General features: G+C 66.3%; 13 protein-coding genes. 2 read left to right on the plus strand and 11 right to left on the minus strand.

Annotated elements, in window-relative coordinates; all coding sequences use genetic code 11:
• Positions 1-6 precede the first annotated feature (6 nt).
• Positions 7-2,379 (plus strand): glucan 1,4-alpha-glucosidase, encoded by a 2,373-nt coding sequence (locus P0Y50_00955; GenBank protein ID WEK40201.1) that lies wholly within the window; start codon positions 7-9, stop codon positions 2,377-2,379.
• Between the two features lie 56 nt (positions 2,380-2,435).
• Here P0Y50_00955 and P0Y50_00960 read toward each other — a convergent pair whose 3' ends face one another.
• The 11 genes from P0Y50_00960 to P0Y50_01010 all read right to left on the minus strand — a co-directional run bounded on the left by P0Y50_00960 (position 2,436) and on the right by P0Y50_01010 (position 14,141).
• The gene (locus P0Y50_00960) at positions 2,436-3,131 is read right to left on the minus strand and encodes a TorF family putative porin (GenBank protein ID WEK40202.1); all 696 of its coding nucleotides are present in this window, start codon (positions 3,129-3,131) and stop codon (positions 2,436-2,438) included.
• A gap of 78 nt (positions 3,132-3,209) precedes the next feature.
• Positions 3,210-4,490, minus strand: a complete 1,281-nt coding sequence (locus P0Y50_00965; protein WEK40203.1) for an ammonium transporter — start codon at positions 4,488-4,490, stop codon at positions 3,210-3,212.
• A 281-nt stretch (positions 4,491-4,771) separates the two neighbouring features.
• Complete coding sequence (gene leuB / locus P0Y50_00970) at positions 4,772-5,878, minus strand: 3-isopropylmalate dehydrogenase (GenBank protein WEK40204.1); 1,107 nt, start codon at positions 5,876-5,878, stop codon at positions 4,772-4,774.
• Positions 5,878-6,462, minus strand: coding sequence for a 3-isopropylmalate dehydratase small subunit (gene leuD / locus P0Y50_00975; GenBank protein WEK40205.1), 585 nt, complete (start codon positions 6,460-6,462; stop codon positions 5,878-5,880). Before leuD ends, leuB begins: the two co-directional genes overlap by 1 nt.
• Positions 6,455-7,912, minus strand: a complete 1,458-nt coding sequence (gene leuC, locus P0Y50_00980; GenBank protein WEK40206.1) for a 3-isopropylmalate dehydratase large subunit — start codon at positions 7,910-7,912, stop codon at positions 6,455-6,457. Before leuC ends, leuD begins: the two co-directional genes overlap by 8 nt.
• Entirely contained in the window at positions 7,905-9,155 is a 1,251-nt protein-coding gene (locus tag P0Y50_00985; protein ID WEK40207.1) for a 2-isopropylmalate synthase, read from the minus strand. The genes leuC and P0Y50_00985 overlap by 8 nt, the downstream gene beginning before the upstream one ends.
• The gene (locus P0Y50_00990) at positions 9,155-9,406 is read right to left on the minus strand and encodes an ACT domain-containing protein (GenBank protein WEK40208.1); all 252 of its coding nucleotides are present in this window, start codon (positions 9,404-9,406) and stop codon (positions 9,155-9,157) included. Before P0Y50_00990 ends, P0Y50_00985 begins: the two co-directional genes overlap by 1 nt.
• Position 9,407: 1 nt before the next feature.
• The gene (gene ilvG, locus P0Y50_00995; protein WEK40209.1) at positions 9,408-11,120 is read right to left on the minus strand and encodes an acetolactate synthase 2 catalytic subunit; all 1,713 of its coding nucleotides are present in this window, start codon (positions 11,118-11,120) and stop codon (positions 9,408-9,410) included.
• 19 nt (positions 11,121-11,139) lie between these two features.
• Positions 11,140-12,153, minus strand: coding sequence for a ketol-acid reductoisomerase (ilvC, locus tag P0Y50_01000; protein WEK40210.1), 1,014 nt, complete (start codon positions 12,151-12,153; stop codon positions 11,140-11,142).
• Positions 12,154-12,158: 5 nt separating this feature from the next.
• On the minus strand, positions 12,159-13,898 hold the full coding sequence (locus tag P0Y50_01005; protein ID WEK40211.1) for a dihydroxy-acid dehydratase: 1,740 nt from the start codon (positions 13,896-13,898) through the stop codon (positions 12,159-12,161).
• A 90-nt stretch (positions 13,899-13,988) separates the two neighbouring features.
• Entirely contained in the window at positions 13,989-14,141 is a 153-nt protein-coding gene (locus tag P0Y50_01010; protein ID WEK40212.1) for a hypothetical protein, read from the minus strand.
• 256 nt (positions 14,142-14,397) lie between these two features.
• On the opposite strand from P0Y50_01010, the gene gap reads away from it, so the two are divergent.
• Positions 14,398-15,405: a type I glyceraldehyde-3-phosphate dehydrogenase gene (gap, locus tag P0Y50_01015; protein WEK40213.1), complete on the plus strand. Its 1,008-nt coding sequence runs from the start codon at positions 14,398-14,400 to the stop codon at positions 15,403-15,405.
• The last annotated feature ends 139 nt before the right edge of the window (positions 15,406-15,544 follow it).

The following is a 15,544-nucleotide window of genomic DNA, read 5'->3' on the forward strand; positions in this document are numbered from 1 at the left end:
ACCACAATGCGTCACTTCCGTACCTTCTGTCTCGCCGGCGCCGCCGGTCTGGCCTTCGCTTCCGCAGCGACGGCCCAGTCGGGCGTCGCCCCCGGCGCGCCCGGCGCCCCGCCCATCTGGTCCAGCGCGGCCAAGACCGGCGCCGGCGCCTCCTACGAAGCCTATGTCGACGGCCAGTATCGCGACGGCGGCCCGACCGGAGCGGTGTCCAAGGTCTGGTATTCCATCGCCGACGGCGTCCTGACCGAGACCATGTACGGCCTGATCCACGAGGCCCAGATCAAGGCCCTGCGCTTCGCCGGCGTCACCCATGACGGCCTGATCGTCGAGGGGCCGGACACCACCAGCCGCACCGAATATCTGCACGTGGACGCGCAGGGCCGCCCGCTGTCGCCCGCCTATCGCATCACGACGCGCGACAAGAACGGCCGCTTCCAGATCGAGAAACAGATCTTCAGCGACCCCGACCGCAACGCCCTGGTGCTGCGCGTCACGATCACAGCGCTGAAGGGCCAGGTGACGCCCTATCTGATGCTGGAGCCGCACATCGCCAACACCGGGATCGACGACCGGGGCGCCGTGACGCGCGACGGCTTCCACGCCTGGGAGGGCGACACTCATCTGTTCCTGAAGCCCAGCCGGCCGTTCGAAAAGGCCAGCGTCGGCTTTGTCGGAACCTCCGACGGTCTGACCGATCTTCGGGACGGCAAGCTGGACTGGACCTACGCCTCGACCGGCGATCAGGCCGGCAACACCATGATGACCGGCGCCCTGCCCCGGATGCGTGAAAGCAGCCAGATCACGCGCGACTTCGTCATCGGCTTCGGCCACAGCGAGGCCGAGGCCCGCGCGGCGGCGGGCGGGTCGTTCGCCACCGGACTGGACGAAGTGCTGGCCCGCTTCAACGGCGAAGGCGACCGTGTGGGGTGGGAGGATTATGTCGCCTCCCTGACCGAACTGCCGCGCATCGCCGAGCAGGCGACCGACGGCGGCAAGCTGGCCTACGCCTCGGCCCTGATGCTGAAGGTGCAGGAGGATCGCACCCACGCCGGCGCTCTGATCGCCAGTCTGTCCAACCCGTGGGGCGACACGGTGGACGCGTCCAAGTCCTCGACCGGCTACAAGGCCGTCTGGCCGCGCGACTTCTATCAGGTGGCGATGGCGCTGGCGGCGCTGGGCGACAAGGAGACGCCGCTGGCGGCCTTCAACTATCTGCCCCAGGTCCAGGTGGGGCCGAACACGCCCGGCAACACCGGCGTCGGCGGCTGGTTCCTGCAGAAGACTCATGTGGACGGCGAACTGGAATGGGTCGCGGTCCAGCTGGACCAGACGGCCATGCCGATCATGCTGGGCTATCGCCTATGGAAGATGGGCTGGCTGTCCGACGCCCAGATGACCGAACACTATCGCTCGATGCTAAAGTCGGCGGCCGACTTCCTGGTCGACGGCGGCAAGGTCGGCCTGTTGTGGAACGACGCCGAGATCAAGCCGCCCTTCACCCAGCAGGAACGCTGGGAGGAGCAGCAGGGCTATTCGCCGTCTTCGACCGCCGCTGTGGTCGCGGGCCTGACGGTCGCGGCCGAAATGGCGCGCGCATCGGGCGACGCCGCCAACGCCGCCCGCTATCAGGCGGCCGCCGACGACTACGCCGGCAAGATCGAAGCGCGGATGTTCACCACCAACGGCGACTTCGGCGACGGACGCTATTTCATCCGCATCACCCAGAACCAGGACCCCAACGACAAGGCTCCTATCGGCGCCGCCAACGGCCAGGTCGCCCCGCCCGAGGACAAGGTGGTGGACGGCGGTTTCCTGGAACTGGTCCGCTATGGGGTGCGCAAGGCCGACGATCCGCACATCGTCGCCACCCTGCCCGTCTATGACGACCAGGCGCTGGAGCCGCTGTACCGCGTCCGCTACGACTTCGGACCCGAGGGCGACAAGACGCCGGGCTGGCGTCGTTACGGCGTCGACGGCTATGGCGAGGATCACCTGACGGGCGCCAACTACGGCGTCGGCGGTCAGATGAGCCCCGGTCAGCGCGGGCGGGTCTGGCCCTTCTTCACAGGCGAACGCGGTCACTATGAACTGGCCCGCGCCAGCGTGAACGGCGCGCCTTCGCCCGCCGACATCGCCGCCATCCGCCAGACCTATGTGCGGGGCATGGAGCGGTTCGCCAACGACGGTCTGATGCTGGCCGAACAGGTGTGGGACGGGGTCGGAAACCCGACGGCGAAGGACTACGCCCTGGGTCAGAACACGGACTCGGCCACGCCCCTGGCCTGGACCCATGCGGAATATCTGAAGCTGCTGCGGTCGCTGGCCGACGGCAAGGTCTGGGACAGCTACGATCCGGTCCACGACCGTTACGCGCGATAAGAAAAAAGGCCCCGGGGATTGCTCCCCGGGGCCTTCTGTCTGGGATCGGCGCAGGATCAGAAGGTCAGCTTCAACCCGCCCACGATGCGGTCATCGGCGGCAGGCGTGTTTTTGACGTTGGTATCGTAATAACGAACATCGATACCCAGATTGTCCGTCAGGGCGTAGCCCACGCCCAGATTCCAGGTGTTGTAGTCCTTGCTGACGTTCAGCCATTGACGACCCACAGCGCCCGACACGGTCCATTTCGGCGCCGGGGCGAAGGCGCCGTTGATCTCGGCATAGGTCGCCTCCTTGTCCACGCCGTAGAAGTCCGGCGAATAATAGACGGCCGCGCCGAACGTGGCCGGACCCACGGCGCGTGAGGCGGCGGCCTTGAACTCGGCGTAGTTATAGTCCGCGCCCTTGGGCTCGCCCGCATACAGATAGCCGATCACGCCGAAGTCCCAGGCGAAGCCCGCCGCCTCGGTGCGATAGCCGCCATAGACGTCGATTTCCGCATCGGTCTTGTCGCCGAAATCGACGTTCGAGGCCCAGGCGCCGGCGTAGAAGCTGCCCGACGTCAGATCGACCCCGCCCTGGATAGCCGGGTCCTCGCCCGTCTGGCTGACGCCGCGGAAGATGTAGTCGCTGACGACGCCGACGTTCCACGCGACCTTGACGTCGCTCTGGGCCGAAGCCGGGCCCGACAGGGCGATCGCGGCGGTGGCGGCGGCCGCGGCGGCGGCCGTACGAAGCAGGTTCTTGGTCATATCTGTATCCCCTTGTTTTTGATGTTCTAACCGGCGGCGAAGTCGGGCGCGGGGATGGAGCCGCGCCCGGTCGCCAGATCAGTGTTCCAGTGCTTCGCCGTGCAGCGAGGTATCCAGGCCGGCGGCTTCTTCCGCCTCGCTGACCCGCAGTCCCGTGGTGAACTTGCAGATCATCAGGATGATCAGGGTGCCGATGGCGCTGTAAACGATGGTCCACAGCAGACCCAGGGCCTGGGCGCCGACGTTGGCGCCTTCCGACAGGCTGTTGATCGCCGTGGTGGCGAAGACGCCGGTCAACAAGGCGCCGATCAGGCCGCCGGCGCCGTGAATGCCGAAGGCGTCCAGGCTGTCGTCATAGCGCAGCAACTTCTTGATCCACACCGAGGAGGCGTAGCAGGCCGGGCCGGCGATCAGGCCGATGATCACCGCGCCCTTGGGATCGACGAAACCGGCCGCCGGAGTAATGGCGACCAGGCCCGCAACCACGCCCGACAACATGCCGATCAGCGAGACCTTCTTCTTCTCGATATATTCGACGATCTTCCAGGTCAGGGCGGCGGCGGCGGCGGCCAGCAGGGTGTTCAGCAGCGCCACGCCCATCAACTCGTTGGCCGCGCCCGCCGATCCGGCGTTGAAGCCGATCCATCCGACCAGAAGCAGGCTGGCGCCGATCATGGTCAGGACAGGGTTGTGGGCGGTGATGGCCTCTGTACCGTAACCCTTACGGCGACCCAGGACGATGGCGCAAACCAGACCCGCGACGCCCGAGTTGACATGAACGACCGCGCCGCCCGCGAAGTCCAGCACGCCCGCCGAACCCAGGAAGCCGCCGCCCCAAACCCAGTGGCAGATCGGCGCATAAACCAGGAGCGACCACAGGGCGGTGAACAGCAGAAGCGCGGAATATTTGAACCGCTCGGCGAAGGCGCCGGTGATCAGCGCCGGGGTGATGATGGCGAAGGTCATCTGGAAGGCGATGAACAGGAACTCGGGAATGCCCGGCAGCAGGGCGTTGGCAGTCTTCAGCGACACGCCGTTCAGGAACAGCATGTCCAGGCTGCCGATGAAGGGCTGGAGGGCCCCGCTGGAGTTCTTGCCGAAGGCCAGGCTGTAGCCGGCGATGAACCACACCAGCGACACCACCGCGAACACGCCGACGGACTGGGTGATCGTGGCGATCACGTTCTTCTTGCGCACCATGCCGCCGTAGAACAGCGCCAGACCGGGGAGGGTCATCAGCAGAACCAGGGCGGTCGAGGCGCCGAGCCAGGACGTGCCGGCGCTGTCCAGAACAAGCGGAGCCTGATGACCCAATAAGGCGGGCGCGGCGTCCTGCGCATTGGCCGCTCCGGCGGCCATGAGACAAAGTGTTGGAAGCAGGAGCCCTGCGGCCCCCATAAGTCGTTTCGTTGTCTGCGACATGAGCTAGTACCCCCTATGCAATCTCGCAGTTGCGAAGGTTTTACCGCATTTGCGAAACGCGCAAGGGGCTAGGCCGTGAACGGCGCAACTTTCTTGCAACGGTCATGTAGAAAAAGATCAAGGCCGCACGATCTTTCGATCATGCAGCCTATATCAGCACTGTATGTGCCAACCCGGCCAGAGTTTCCGGCAGGATTTTCAAAGACTGTTTTAAGCCGTTAGGCCCAATGCATCTGCACCCGATGGGCCGCGGCCCAATGGATGGCGCGGATGGCGTCGATGACAGCCTCGGTCGCGGCCCGCGTGCCCAGTTCGCCGCCCAGATCAGCGGTCACGGCGCCGGCGGCCAGGACGGCGGCCACAGCGGCCTCGATCGAATCCGCCTCGTCCTCCAGCTTCAGACTGTGGCGCAGCAACAGGGCCGCCGACAGGATGGCCCCAACGGGATTGGCCAGGTCCTGGCCGGCGATATCGGGCGCGGAGCCATGGATCGGTTCGAACAGGCCCGGCCCCTGGGTCCCCAGAGAAGCGGACGGCAGCAGGCCGATGGAGCCGCCCAGCACCGAAATCTCGTCCGACAGGATGTCGCCGAACATGTTTTCGGTCAGGATGACGTCATAGTCGCGCGGCTTCCTGATCAGGTGCATGGCCATGGAATCGACCAGGGCGTGCTCCAGGGTGATCTCGGGATATTCCTCGGCGTGGATGCGGGTCACGACCTCGCGCCACAGGCGGCTGGTCTCCATCACATTGGCCTTGTCGACCGACGTGACCTTGCCGCGACGCTGGCGCGCGGTCTGGAAGGCGGCGCGGGCGACACGCTCGATCTCCACGACCGTATATTCGCACAGATCAGTCGCGCCCTTCTCGTCGCGCGTCTTCTTGCCGAAATAGACCCCGCCGGTCAGTTCGCGAAAGACGATCAGATCGACCCCTTCGACGATCTCCTTCTTCAGCGGAGACCGGTGCGCCATGACCGGCGACACCTGTAGCGGACGCAGATTGGCGAACAGGCCCATGACCTTGCGGATGGCCAGCAGGCCCTGTTCGGGCCGCACCTTGCCGCCGTCCCACTTGGGTCCGCCGACCGCGCCCAGCAGAACCGCGTCCGAGGCGACGCAGGCCGCGCTGGTGACTTCGGGCAGGGCCTCTCCGGTCGCATCGATGGCCGCGCCGCCGATCAGATGTTCGGTGAAGACGAAGTGATGGCCATAGAAGTCGGCGATGACCGACAGCACCTGCCGGGCGGCCCCCGCCACCTCCGGGCCGACGCCGTCGCCCGGCAGGACGACGATATTATAGGTCTTGGGGGCGGCGGTGGTCATCAGACGGTCTCTCTTGATCGCTCGTAGGCTTCGATCTCAGGCATGTTTGATTGCAGCCAGCCCAGGGTGTCCACCCCGTCCAGCAGGCATTGTCGGGCGAAGGATTCCACCCCGAACGGCACGGGCTGGGCATTGCCGCGTCGAATCTCGTTCGCCTGAAGGTCGATCGTGACCGGCTGGTCCGGCTGCGACGCCAGATCGTCCCAAACGGCCTGGCTGACGACTATGGGCAGGAGGCCGTTTTTCAGCGCGTTCGATGTAAAAATGTCAGCGATTTCCGTCGAGACCACCGCCCTGAACCCATAGTCCAGCAAGGCCCAGGGCGCATGTTCGCGCGACGAACCGCAGGCGAAGTTCTTGCCCGCCAGCAGGATGCGATGCTCGGCCGGATCGATGCGGTTCAAGATGGCCTCGGGCTTTTCCGATCCATCGGTTTCGTAGCGCCAGTCATAGAAGGCGGCCTTACCCAGACCTTCGCGCGTCGTCGTGGTCAGGAACCGCGCCGGGATAATCTGGTCCGTGTCGATATTGGCCTGGCTGAGCGTGACCGTTTTGGAGGTCAGAATCTGAAAGGGTTCAGACATTCTGCGCTCCTACCGTCTCGCGCGCGGCGTTCGACGGCTTGAGGGCGGCCACCTCGTTCAGATAGACGCGCGGATCGGTCAACACCCCTGCCACCGCCGTCGCTGCGGCCGTCGCCGGGCTGGCCAGGATGGTGCGGGCGTCCTTGCCCTGACGACCTTCGAAATTGCGATTGGAGGTCGAGACCGCCAACTGGCCCGGCGCGACGACATCGCCGTTCATGGCGATGCACATCGAACAGCCGGGAATGCGCCATTCGGCCCCGGCGGCGATGAAGACCTGGTCAAGCCCCTCGGCCTCCGCGTCGCGACGCACGGCCTCGGAGCCTGGCACGACCAGCATCCGCAGGCCCGGCTTGACCTTGCGGCCGCGCAGAACCTCGGCGGCGGCGCGCAGATCGGGCAGGCGGCCATTGGTGCAGGAGCCGATGAAGACCACGTCCACCGGCTGGCTGGTCGTCGCCTCGCCCGCGGTGAACCCCATATAGGCGATGGCCTTGCGGTCTGAGTCCGACTGGGGCTGCGGCACCGGCGCACCGATCGGCGCACCGGCGTCCGGCGTCGTGCCCCAGGTGGCCATCGGGCGGATGGCGGCCCCGTCGATCACGACCTCCTTGTCGAAGACCGCGCCCGGATCGCTGGACAACCTCAGCCACGCGTCCGTCGCCCGCTCGTAATCAGCGGGAACGTGTTTGCGGCCCCGCAACCAGTCGATGGTCGTCTGGTCCGGGGCGATCATGCCCGCCCGCGCGCCGGCCTCGATGGACATGTTGCACAGGGTCATCCGCCCCTCCATGTCCAGCGAACGCACCGCATCGCCAGCGTATTCGATGACATAGCCGGTGCCGCCGCCGAAGCCGATGGCGGCGATGACGGCCAGGGCCACGTCCTTGCCCGACACGCCCGGCTGCAGGCCGCCGTTCACCGTCACCCGCATCGCCTTGGCCTTGCGCTGCAGCAGGCACTGGGTCGCCAGCACATGGCCGACCTCCGAGGTGCCGATGCCGAAGGCCAGGGCGCCGAACGCGCCGTGTGTGGCGGTGTGACTGTCGCCGCAGACCACGGTCATGCCGGGCTGGGTCAGGCCCAGTTCGGGTCCCATGACATGGACCACGCCGCGATCCTCGGAGCCCCAGCCCGCCAGCGGCACGCCGTGAGCGGCGCAGTTCCGCTCCAGCGTATGGACCTGCGCCTCGGCCTGCGCGGTGACATAGGGCTTAAGGCCGTTCAGCCCCGCCGGAAGGGTCGGGGTCGAATGGTCCAGGGTAGCGTAGGTGCGGTCGGGGCGTCGGACCTTCAGCTCGCGCGCCTCGATCTCGCTGAAGGCCTGCGGGCTGGTGACTTCGTGAACCAGATGCAGGTCGATATACAGCACCCCCGGCGTGTCGGCCGTTTCCGACCGCACGACGTGGGCGTCCCACACCTTGTCGAACAGGGTCTTGGGCTCAGGCATACTGAGGCACGACCTCAGAGACGCCATCGACCTGGTCGATGATGGCGATCAGTTCGGCGTCGTTGATCTCGCCGATCTGGTCGGCGCGACGTTTGAAGCCGACGACGACGGCGGCCAGCCGCTCGCCCTCGATGGGGCGTCCGATGGTCTCGGCGCGCTTGGCGATGGCGTGACGGCCCGAGTGCTTGCCCAGCACGAACCAACTGCCCTCGAAACCCACATCTTGGGGCCGCATGATCTCATAGGTGCGGCTGTCGGCCAGCATCCCGTGCTGGTGAATGCCCGCCTCGTGGGCGAAGGCGTTGATCCCGACTACCGACTTGTTGCGGGCGATGACCGTCTCGGTGATCTCGCACAGGATCTTGGACGCCCGCACCAGATGGCGGCTGTCGGCGCCGGTCGTGACGCCATACAGGTCGTCGCGAACCTTCAACGCCATGATGACCTCTTCGATCGAGCAGTTGCCCGCCCGTTCGCCGATGCCGTTGATCGCGCCCTCGACCTGACGGGCCCCGCCCTCGATGGCGGCCAGGGAATTGGCGACGGCCATGCCCAGATCGTCATGACAGTGGGCGGAGAAGACCACATTCGGATGACGCTTCTTGATCCGCGCAGCCAGGAAGGCGAACCGTTCGCGCACTTCGTACGGCGTGGCGTAGCCGACGGTGTCGGGTACGTTCAGGGTCCGTGCGCCGGCGTCGGCTGCGGCCTCCAGCACATCGGCCAGGAACTCCGGCTCGGTGCGGAACGCATCCTCGGCCGAGAACTCCACGTCGTCGAACAGGCTGGCCGCATATTCCACCGACCGCACAGCCGTCGACAGAACCTCGTTGGTCGACATCTTCAGCTTGGCGGCGCGATGGATCGGGCTGGTGGCCAGGAAGATGTGGCACCGCCGATGCGATTTCGGCGCCGGCTGCAGGGCGCGGAAGCTGGCGTCGATGTCCTTTTCGTTGGCGCGCGACAGTGAACAGAAGATCGGCCCTTCGACCTCGCTGGCCACGCGGCGGATGCAGTCCTCGTCGCCGGGCGAGGCGGCGGCGAAGCCGGCCTCGATGATATCGACGCCCAGGTCTCTCAAGACCTGCGCCATCTTCACCTTGGCCTGTGCCGACATGGAAAAGCCGGGCGCCTGCTCTCCGTCCCGCATCGTCGTATCGAAGATGATGACGCGGTTGGGATCGGCGGCGATCTCCTCGGTGCGCGATACGCCCGATACTCGTACGTTTTCGGGGGTCGTCATCACGCGGCCTCGGATTGAATAATGTCGTTGCTGATGCGGCGAACACCGAACAGCCGGTCGATCTGGCGACCCAGGTTGTCCATGCAGCGGCCGGCGTCGCGGCCGCGCACGGTCAGGGCGATGCGGCGGAAGGCCCCTTCATCGAACATGCTGATGCCGTCGATGTGGAAACCCCGGCGCTCCACAAGGCCGATGAGACGCTGAAGCGAACCGTCCGCACGGTCGATCTGGATGTGGATCGTGTTGCTCATCTCAGGAGCCCTCCATCATTTCAGCGTTGTTCTTGCCCGGCGGAACCAGCGGCCAGACATTGTCTCGGGGATCGATGACCACATGGGCCAGGCAGGGGCCGTCGGCGGCCAGCAGGCGCTGGATGCCGTCCGACACCTGATCACGGCGATCGATGCGGAAGGCCTCGACGCCGAAGGCTTCGGCGACCTTCACGAAGTCCGGATTGTCGGACAGGTCGATCTCGGAATAGTTCTCGGCGAAGAACAACTCCTGCCACTGGCGCACCAGGCCCAGGCTGGAGTTGTCGATCAGGACGATCTTCAACGGGATGCCGTAACGCTTCAGCGTCGCCAACTCCTGAATATTCATCATGAAGCCGCCGTCGCCGGCGATGGTCACGACCGTCGCGGACGGATCGGCCAGTTTGGCGCCGATGCCGGCGGGCAGGCCGAAACCCATGGCCCCCAGACCGCCCGAGGTGATGTGCGCCTCGGGCTTGGCGAAGCGGCAATGCATGGCCGCCCACATCTGGTGCTGGCCCACGTCGCAGGCGGCGACGAAATCATCGCCTGCCGCTTCCGAGATTTCCTTCAGCAGAGCGGGTGCATAGACCCCCTCGCCCGGCGCGTCATAGCGATGCGCGCCGACCTCTGCGGAGCGGACGCAGTCTCCGGCCCAGTCCTGAATGTCCAGCGCCGCGCCCGCGCGCATCCGCTGGGTCAGGGCCTCGATCCCTTCGCGCAGTTCGCCGACCACGGCGACACTGGCGCTGCGCAGCTTGCCGATTTCCGAGGCGTCGATGTCGAAATGGACGATGCCGGCGTTCGGCGCGAACTCGGCCAGCTTGCCGGTGGCGCGGTCGTCGAACCGGGCGCCCACGACGATCAGCAGGTCGCTGTCCTGAACCGCATGGTTGGCGGCGCGCGTGCCGTGCATGCCCAGCATGCCCAGCATGCCAGGCGCATCGGTCGGGATCGTGCCCAGGGCGTTCAGGGTCGAGACCTGCGGGATCCCGGTCGCATCGACGAAGGCGCGCAAGGCCTCGGTGGCGCCGCCGATCTTCACGCCGCCGCCGATATAGACCAGCGGCTTCTTCGCCGCGCGGATCGCCGCCTCTGCTGCGGCGACGGCGTCGTGATCGACACGCGGCGTGTCGTTGGGAATGTGAAAACCGTAGTCCTCGCCCGTCGTCTCGAACTGCACGTCCTTGGGCAGATCGACCAGCACCGGCCCCGGACGACCCGACCGGGCGATGTGGAAGGCCTCTTCGATGGCGGCCGGGACATCGGCGGCCGAACGGACCAGAATGGAATGTTTCACGATGGGCAGGGTGACGCCCAGGATGTCGATCTCCTGGAAGGCGTCGGTGCCCATCAGGCCTTGCGCCACATTGCCGGTGATGCAGACGATCGGCACCGAATCCATCATCGCATTGGCGATGCCGGTGACCAGGTTGGTGGCGCCGGGGCCGGAGGTGGCCATGCACACCCCGACCTTGCCGCTTTTGCGGGCATAGGCGTCGGCCGAGAAGGCCGCACCCTGTTCATGACGAACCAGGATGTGCTTCAGTGTGGACCCCGCCAGGGCGTCATAGACCGGCATGATGGCGCCGCCCGGATAACCGAACACCACCTCCACCCCCAGCCGCTCCAGGGTGGAGACCAGCAGGCGCGCCCCCGATCGGGGGGCAGCCTCGGCTTGAGGTTTGAAGGCGGCGGCGGTCATCACGGTCATCCGGTCTTTCGCTTGCGGCTCAGGCCGCTTCGGCCTTGGGCGTGTTCAGCCAGGCCATGCGTTCACGCAGACGCGCGCCGACCTGTTCGATCTGGCTCTCGCGGTCCTGCTTCAGCCAGGCCTCGTACTGCGGCTTGCCGGCGTCGTTCTCGGCGATCCAGTTGCGGGCGAAGGCGCCGCTCTGGATTTCGTCCAGAATGGTCTTCATGCGGGCCTTGGTCTCTTCATTGACCACGCGTGGACCGCTGGCGACGGCGCCGTATTTCGCCGTTTCCGAGATGAAATGGTGCATCTTGGAGATGCCGCCTTCGTAGAACAGATCCACGATCAGCTTCAGCTCGTGCAGGCATTCGAAATAGGCGATTTCGGGCTGGTAGCCGGCCTCGACCAGGGTGTTGAAACCCTGCATGACCAGTTCCTTGGCCCCGCCGCACAGGACGGCCTGTTCGCCGAACAGGTCGGTCTCGGTCTCTTCGCGGAAGGTGGTCTCCAGCAGGCCGCCGGTCGCGCCGCCATTGCCCTTGGCATAGCCCATAGCGCGGTCGCGCGCCTTGCCGGTGACGTCCTTCTCGATGGCGAACAGCGACGGCACGCCGCGGCCGCGCTGGAACTCGCGCCGGACCAGATCGCCCGGCCCTTTGGGCGCGACCAGGATGACGTCCATGTCGGCGCGCGGCTTGATGCGGTCATAGATGATCGAGAAGCCGTGGGCGAACAGCAGGGCCGAGCCTTGCTTGGCGTTCGGCTCGATGACGTCGCGATAGACGTCGCCCTGAACCATGTCCGGCGTCAGGATGGCGATGATGTCGGCGTCCTTGACCGCCTCGGCCGGCTCGGCGGTCGGGATGCCGTCTTCGGTGGCGTGTTTCCAGCCCGTGCCGCCGTGACGGACGCCGGCGACGACGTCATGGCCGCTGTCGCGCAGGTTCTGGGCATGGGCGCGGCCTTGCGAGCCATAGCCGATGATGGCGATGCGCTGACCGGCGATGGCGCCCGGCTTGATGTCTTCGTTGGTGTAGATGGTGATGGCCATGGGGATCAGGCGTCCTGAGCAGCTTTGGTCTTGTGGGATGCCGGAACTTGCGCCGGCGGCGGGTTGGGAATGGTGACGGCGCCCTGGGCGGCCGAGGCGACCGAGGCGCGGTATTTGGCGAAGACGCCTCGCGCCGGACGGACTACGTGGGGCGTAAAGCCCGCCCGGCGCGTCGCCAGATCGACATTGACGTCGATACGGCGGTTGGTGACGTCGATGGTGATGCGGTCACCATCGCGAATGAGGGCGATCGGCCCGCCGACGGCGGCTTCCGGCGAGACGTGGCCAGCGACGAAGCCATAGCTGGCGCCCGAGAAGCGGCCATCGGTCAGCAGGGCGACATTGTCGATCTTGCGGCCTTTCAGGGCGGCGGTGACCTGCAGCATCTCGCGCATGCCGGGGCCGCCCTTGGGCCCTTCGTAGCGGATGATGATGACGTCGCCCTCGCCCACCGAACCGTCCTGGACGGCATGGAAGGCGTCTTCTTCCGAATCGAAGACGCAGGCCGGACCTTCGAAGACATCGACCTTGTGGCCCGTCAGCTTGATGACCGCGCCTTCCGGTGCGACGTCGCCATAGATGACGGCATAGCTGCCGCGGGCCATCACGGGAGCGTCGAAACGCGCGACGACCTGCTGGCCCGGCGCCTCTTCGGCCTCGGCCGCTTCCGCGAACAGACTGCGGCCCGTGACGGTCGGCGTATCGACGATCTTGCCCGCCTCGGCCATGCGCTGCGTGACCAGACGCGTGCCGCCCGCCGCAAACAGGTGCGAGGCCAGGAAACGGCCGCCCGGCTTCAGATCGCAGATGACCGGCGCCTCGATACAGGCCTGGTGGCAGTCCTCGACGCCGAAATCCACACCCGCCTCAGCGGCGATGGCCGTCAGGTGCATGACCGCATTGGTCGACCCGCCCGAGGCGGAAACCGCGACGGCGGCGTTCTTCAGGCTGGCCTTGGTGATGTATTTGCGGGCGTTGTCGCCAGCCTTGACGCGCTCGACGATGATGCGGCCGCAGCGCTCACCCTCCGCACCCTTGTTCGGGTCGACAGCAGGCACATCGTTGGCGCCCATCGGGCTGATGCCCATGACCGACAGGGCCATGGCCATGGTGTTGGCTGTAAACTGACCGCCGCAGGCGCCGGCGCCAGGGCAGACCGCGCTCTCGACCGCCTTCAGGCCGGCATCGTCCAGCGCGCCGGCGGCGTGGGCGCCGATGGCCTCGAACACTTCCTGGACCGAGACCTCTTTCGTCCCGACCACGCCCGGCATGATGGTGCCGCCGTAATAGACCAGGCCGGGGATATCCATCCGCGCCAGAGCCATGGCCGCCGCTGGGATGGTCTTGTCGCAACCGACGATGCAGACGACGCCGTCCAGTTGGTGCCCCTCGATGGCCAGTTCGATCGAGTCGGCGACAACCTCGCGGCTGATCAGCGAGGCCTTCATGCCCGCCGTGCCCATCGAGATGCCGTCGGTCACGACGATGGTGTTGAAATCAACCGGATAGCCGCCCGCTGCGATGATGCCGGCGCGCACATCCTTGGCCAGACGATCCAGGTGCATGTTGCACGGCGTCACCGTCGACCAGGTGTTGACGATGCCGATCATCGGCTTGTCGAAATCGGCGTCCTGCATCCCGGCGGCGCGCAGATAGGACCGGGCGGCGGCCCGGTTCGGGCCAGCCGTGACCGCAGCGCTGCGCGCATTGGGCTTTTGGGGCTGAGAGGTAGAATCTTGCGTCATCGGTCCGGTTCTTTTCGAACCGCCGCGCACTAAAAACCCCGCGTCCTTTCGGAGGCGGGGTGGTGCGAGGCGATCCTGAGTGTGTCTAGGTCAGGTCGCAGGCATCCACGCCGCTTGCGTAAGCAGGCCGAGGAGTACGAGGAGAATAAGGGAAATCGGGCCTTCCAGGCCGATAGGCGCGCGAATGGTCGCCACCGCCTTGGCGGTACGTCCCTTCGTCATGTCGCGCATCATCGTGGCCACGGGCGGCTCCTGTTCTGACGGCAAGAAACCATACCGCCGGGACGCGCACAACCCCCGTCGCAAAAATTTTGCTCAATAGACGCCGGAAGATGCCGCGAGGGGTGTTTCTTGCCCGAACCTGGCCGGCGCCGCCCTCAAGCGTAACGGTTCATCACATCACGTTACAGGCTCAGGGTTGCAAGCCGCGCCCGACCGCTCCATTGAGACGCGCACCTATATAAGCGTCACCCCTATCCGTTCAGAGGAGCCTTCCATCATGACCGTCCGCGTCGCCATCAACGGCTTCGGCCGCATCGGCCGTCTCGTTCTTCGCTCTATCGTCGAGCATGGCCGCAAGGACATCGAGGTGGTGGCGATCAACGATCTGGGGCCGGTCGAGACCAACGCCCACCTGTTCCGCTACGATTCGGTCCATGGCCGGTTCCCCGGTACGGTGACGTCAGGCGAGGACTGGATCGATGTCGGCACGGGCAAGATCAAGGTCACGTCCGAGCGCGATCCGGCCAACCTGCCCCACGCCGAGCTGAAGGTGGACATCGCCTTCGAATGCACCGGCATCTTCACCTCTAAGGACAAGGCCAGCGCCCACCTGAAGGCCGGCGCCAAGCGCGTGCTGGTTTCGGCTCCGGCTGACAACGCCGACAAGACCATCGTCTTCAAGGTCAACCACGAGACCCTGACCGCCGACGACATCGTCGTGTCGAACGGTTCGTGCACCACTAACGCCCTGGCCCCGGTCGCCAAGGTGCTGAACGACCTGTTCGGCATCGAGCGCGGCTATATGACCACCATCCACTCCTACACCGGCGACCAGCCGACGCTGGATACGATGCACAAGGATCTGTACCGCGCCCGCGCCGCCGGCCTGTCGATGATCCCGACCTCGACCGGCGCCGCCAAGGCTCTGGGCCTGGTCCTGCCGGAACTGAAGGGCAAGCTGGACGGCTCGTCGATCCGCGTCCCGACGCCGAACGTCTCCGTCGTGGACTTGAAGGTCGTCGCCGCTCGCGACGTGACGGTGGAAGAAATCAACGCCGCGCTGCAGGCCGCCGCTGACGGTCCGATGAACGGCGTCCTGTTCACGACGACCGATCCGCTGGTCTCGCACGACCTGAACCACGTGGCCGCCTCCTCCACCGCCGCCCTGCCCCAGACCCAGGTCGTCGACGGCAAGCTGGCCCGCGTGCTGAGCTGGTACGACAACGAATGGGGCTTCGCGACGCGGATGAGCGACACCGCCCTGGTGATGGCGAAGTTCCTGTAAGCGCCACAACCGTCTCCTCCCCACGACGTGGGGAGGGGGACCACCCCCGGGTCTCGCCAGAGGCGAGCCCGAGGACATGCTACGTGGTGGAGGGGCTCTTTCCGCCGCACTGAACCCGGGGCCAGAGCCCCTCCGTCAC

The sequence above is a fragment of the Candidatus Brevundimonas colombiensis genome, assembly GCA_029202665.1.
Taxonomy (GTDB): Bacteria; Pseudomonadota; Alphaproteobacteria; order Caulobacterales; family Caulobacteraceae; genus Brevundimonas; species Brevundimonas colombiensis.